Source organism: Roseburia sp. AF25-13LB (genome assembly GCF_003478915.1).
Lineage (GTDB): Bacteria > Bacillota > Clostridia > Lachnospirales > Lachnospiraceae > Roseburia_C > Roseburia_C amylophila.
In genome coordinates this window covers 1-4349 of record NZ_QUFO01000021.1, presented here as the reverse complement: position 1 = coordinate 4349, position 4349 = coordinate 1, and the positions used below count along the sequence as shown (strand labels likewise).

6 protein-coding genes are annotated in these 4349 nt (G+C 37.4%); all 6 read right to left on the bottom strand.

Features of this window, described 5'->3' with window-relative positions; genetic code table 11:
• Positions 1–109 precede the first annotated feature (109 nt).
• Positions 110–562: a hypothetical protein gene (locus DWY37_RS15495; protein WP_117842380.1), complete on the bottom strand. Its 453-nt coding sequence runs from the start codon at positions 560–562 to the stop codon at positions 110–112.
• Positions 563–575: 13 nt separating this feature from the next.
• Positions 576–1337: a hypothetical protein gene (locus tag DWY37_RS15490; protein WP_147403608.1), complete on the bottom strand. Its 762-nt coding sequence runs from the start codon at positions 1335–1337 to the stop codon at positions 576–578.
• A 368-nt stretch (positions 1338–1705) separates the two neighbouring features.
• Positions 1706–2050 (bottom strand): hypothetical protein, encoded by a 345-nt coding sequence (locus tag DWY37_RS15485; RefSeq protein ID WP_199534402.1) that lies wholly within the window; start codon positions 2048–2050, stop codon positions 1706–1708.
• The gene (locus DWY37_RS15480; protein ID WP_118592612.1) at positions 2050–2955 is read right to left on the bottom strand and encodes a hypothetical protein; all 906 of its coding nucleotides are present in this window, start codon (positions 2953–2955) and stop codon (positions 2050–2052) included. Before DWY37_RS15480 ends, DWY37_RS15485 begins: the two co-directional genes overlap by 1 nt.
• Before the next feature lie 48 nt (positions 2956–3003).
• Positions 3004–3255, bottom strand: coding sequence for a hypothetical protein (locus tag DWY37_RS15475; RefSeq protein WP_118088425.1), 252 nt, complete (start codon positions 3253–3255; stop codon positions 3004–3006).
• Between the two features lie 2 nt (positions 3256–3257).
• Positions 3258–4349, bottom strand: a 1092-nt coding sequence (locus tag DWY37_RS15470) for a hypothetical protein (protein WP_207663679.1), incomplete at its 5' end; no start/stop codon positions are given.

Genomic DNA, 4349 nt, shown 5'->3' with positions numbered 1-4349 from the left:
CATATGTTGCCATTCCGGTTAGTGAACCAACTACAAAGCCTGCCAGTGGACTGGTAAATTTCTTCTGTCATGCTCTTTTCCATGTAGCTGCTGACTGCCATGGCATCACTCACTGCAACTCTAATTCTTTTTTTAAGTGTTCCAATTCAGAATCTCTCATATCACATACACATATTTCAATAATATCATCTGTTTCTGACAATCCAAAATACACTTTGTCCATTTTTATATAATGTGAACTTTTTTTGTCTGATAATATTATTCTGCTACCATTAGAATACAAAATAGTTTTAAAAACAGGGCATTCTATATCATCACTATGAAAAATTATCTTTCCATCTTCAAAATTTTCCACCACTAGCTTATCCGTAGTTTCTGAATACTCCTTGCAAAGCAGTAGCGTTATTCTTTTTAATAACTTACTCTTTATACCCACTGTAAATTCCAATGAAGAAGTTTTATCTTTTGAATATGAAATATATTCAACCGCTTCCTTATCCTTATTAAATATAATCTTCAAAGGAATATATTCTTCCAATTCCATATCTATTATATCTTGCATATTCTTGTACCTCCTAATGCCATCCATTAAACTGTGCATGTTTTATTACTGGCAACTGTCCTGCTTGTCTTGACTGAGCAAATATAAATTCCCAATTACCTTCCGTAATCTTTTCTCCATAAACAATTCCTGATTTAGTTGCCTCCTGAAGCGAACCATAAAAATCACTCATAATTTCTTGTGTATAAAGATTAGGATTTGTATATGCTGTGCCATTTCCCGTAGTAATCCCCTTATAAACTTCTTCATACATATGTTCAGTTGCATTTCCATGCACCCACATCTTTTCTCCATTAACCTCTATCTCAAATGATTTTGGAATATTAGTATACGGATACTTTTCTTGAGTTGGGGTAATATTATCCCATACAGTACCCGTCTTTCTACCACTCTCCCCTATATTTCCCAACTGCTGCGGTCTTTTTACATTATTTACTACTTCCAGCTCTATCTCACTGAGCGTTCCATATGTTGCCATTCCGGTTAGTGAGCCAACTACAAAGCCTGCCAGTGGACTATTGGTTGCTTCTGTCATGCTCTTTTCCACATAGCTGCTGGCTGCCATTGTCAGTCCCTGCTTTGCATACTCTGTTACTACTGCCCTTCCTATGGATATTCCTGCACTTACTGCTGCATTTGCTGCCATTCCTCCGGTCAGTATCATAGAAGCTGAGATTGTCAAAACATTTCCTATTAAATAATAGAGTTCCGGATTACTGGCAAATACTGTATCTCGGATTGGATTAACCGATACTAGCCTTGAGTCTCCCGTCACTCCATGGAATCCTGGGATATCTCCGGCATAGCAGCAATTTCTACGATACTGTTCCTCACCGCATCAATCTCTTCTATCCATCGGTCAAGCTGTGCCTGGATTAATTCACGGATGCTGGTAATCTCCTCGTACTTTACATTGTTGCTAAGAGCACGTTTATATCAGCGTATTGGAACTAAATATTCTATTTTGATTTTGCAATGTCCTTTCGTATACCCGACTCGACAAATTTTCGCTAATGTCTATTAATTAACATCATGGATTCTTAATTGCTTCACAACAGCCATGATGATTAATTAATAGACATGCATGAGTTATAGGTTGTTGGAGTCCGAAAGTATAACACTAATTAAATTTATTAAAAAAAATTATTCTAACGTTTCTAAAAGCAAACCTCCTTTTTTTCTGCATTCTTCCCATTCTTCAGCATTTAATAGAGCGTCTTCTGTCCATAATTCATTTTTTTTAGACATACCAATTAGCATCTCATCTATAGATTTTGCAATGATATACTGTTCTTGACTTATCCACTCACTTTCCAGTAACTCTTTTGCATACATCATCCCTATTTCACTAAAATCGCTTGCAAGCTCATCTGCAACAACTGTACCTTTCAGTTTTGCAATTTGTTCTGTTGCAGTCATAGACATTTGTTTTACAATGTCAATGAATCTATCATAGCATTGCATAATTTCTTCTATATCTTTTTCCACTATTTTGCCCTTTCTCCATTTATGTAATATCTTACAATTCCATTTTTACCAGATGAAACCTTATAATATGGCATCTCTCCATGATGTCCGCCACCTGGATGATATTGAATATATACAGAACTTCCATTTGGTGCATGCATACTTAGCCCACCGCCTTGTTCGTATGGAATTCCTGCTAGACTACCTTTGCCTAAAGGTTCCACTGTCCATCCATTTTTTGTGGCTAAATCTGAAATCTGTTTTGGAGAAAAGTCAGTTATTTTACTTGGCATATCCACAATATCTTGGATAGATGTACTTTCCCAAGTAACATTATCTGCTCCATATGTTTCATTAAAATAATTATGCCAATCATCACCTGTCATTGGATTCTTTGCATTACTACTACTCTCTCCAACATTTCCCAACTGCTGCGGTCTTTTTACGTTATTTACTACTTCCAGCTCAGCCTCACTGAGCGTTCCATATGTTGCCATCCCGGTTAGTGAACCAACTACAAAGCCTGCCAGAGGACTGTTGGTTGCTTCTGTCATGCTCTTTTCCACATAGCTGCTGGCTGCCATCGTCAGTCCCTGCTTTGCATACTCTGTTACTACAGCCCTGCCGATAGATGTTCCTGCACTTACTGCTGCATTTGCTGCCATTCCTCCGGTCAGTATCATAGAAGCTGAGATTGTCAACGCATTTCCTATTAAATAATAGAGTTCCGGATTGCTGGCAAATAATGTATCACGGATTGGATTAACCGATACCATTCTTGGGTCTCCTGTTACTCCTGCATAAACATCCTGACCACCTTCTACTGTATTTGAAAAGCCATATGCTGCTGTTCCTGCGCCAATTGCCATTACTCCTACTGTAGCCACTAAAGGAAGTGCCATACCACAGGTTGCTACGACAAGCATTCCTCCCAGAATCATGGTTCCGACAAACAGATTTTGAAAAGGCCTTATTTAATTTATTAATTTACACTGAAATTTTACTTTTTTATATAATTTCTCCAATGCCTCTTCCTCATTCTTAAACGTCCATTCTGCCCTCATTCCTCTTTCATTATTTTGATAAACCTTCCATAATTTTTCATTATTATCAAAACCATATCCTATAACAAAATCTGCCTCTGTAATTTGATTTAATACTATTTTCCACATGCCTATGCCATCTTTAAATGATAGTATACTAGAAATTAATTTGTTTTTATCCACACTTAATTCTCCTTTAATATTCCTATTTTTTCTAATACATCTCCACCAAAAGGGGTAACAATTTGTCCCGCTCCACCAGTCATATCTCCCCATTCTGCTGCTTGGCCTTTTATACCATAGGTTGCATCTACACTATCTCCCAATTCCTTATTGGCTTTTGATATAAACGAATCATAACTATCACATAGTTCTTCAAAATCATCCAAGTCCCACCTAGATATCCCTTCATTATGAAGCAACGCATTAAATGTATCTATATCTCTATTTTTTATTGCATCAATTTTATCAAAATACGTTACATTATTAAAAGTTCCTGTATGATAAGCTGCTTCATTTTCTACATAAGGAATTGCTCTTTCACTATATGTGTATTTACCCGTTGATGGAACGTCTGCGAAATTAGAACCACCCATATATCCATATCTATCCCAAGAATCAGCCAAACCATCTGTTCTGGTAATAGGTTTGATTGTGCTTTCATCAAAGCCTAATTTAGGCGGCCAATCATATATTACATTTCCCTTCACATCAAAACCCTTTACATATTGAATATCACTTGGCACATTTATATCAGCTTTGTAATTTGAGTTTTTAAACAGTTTTTGTAATTCCTTTATCTTTTGTGCATCAGTCAAATCACTTCTCGTACCAATATCGCTTACTGCTTTACTAAAATCGGCATAAGAATTTATACTACTCTCTCCAACATTTCCCAACTGCTGCGGTCTTTTTACGTTATTTACTACTTCCAGCTCTGCCTCACTGAGCGTTCCATATGTTGCCATTCCGGTTAGTGAACCAACTACAAAACCTGCCAGTGGACTGTTGGTTGCTTCTGTCATTCTCTTGTCCACATAGCTGCTCGCTGCCATTGTCAGTCCCTGCTTTGCATACTCTGTCACTACTGCCCTGCCGATGGATGTTCCTGCACTTACTGCTGCATTTGCTGCCATTCCTCCGGTTAATAACAGGGATGCTGAGATTGTCAATGTATTTCCTATTAAGTAATAAAGGTCTGGGTTGCTGGCAAATAGTGTATCGCGGATTGGATTAACCGATACCATTCTTGGGTCTCCTGTTACTCCTGCATAAAC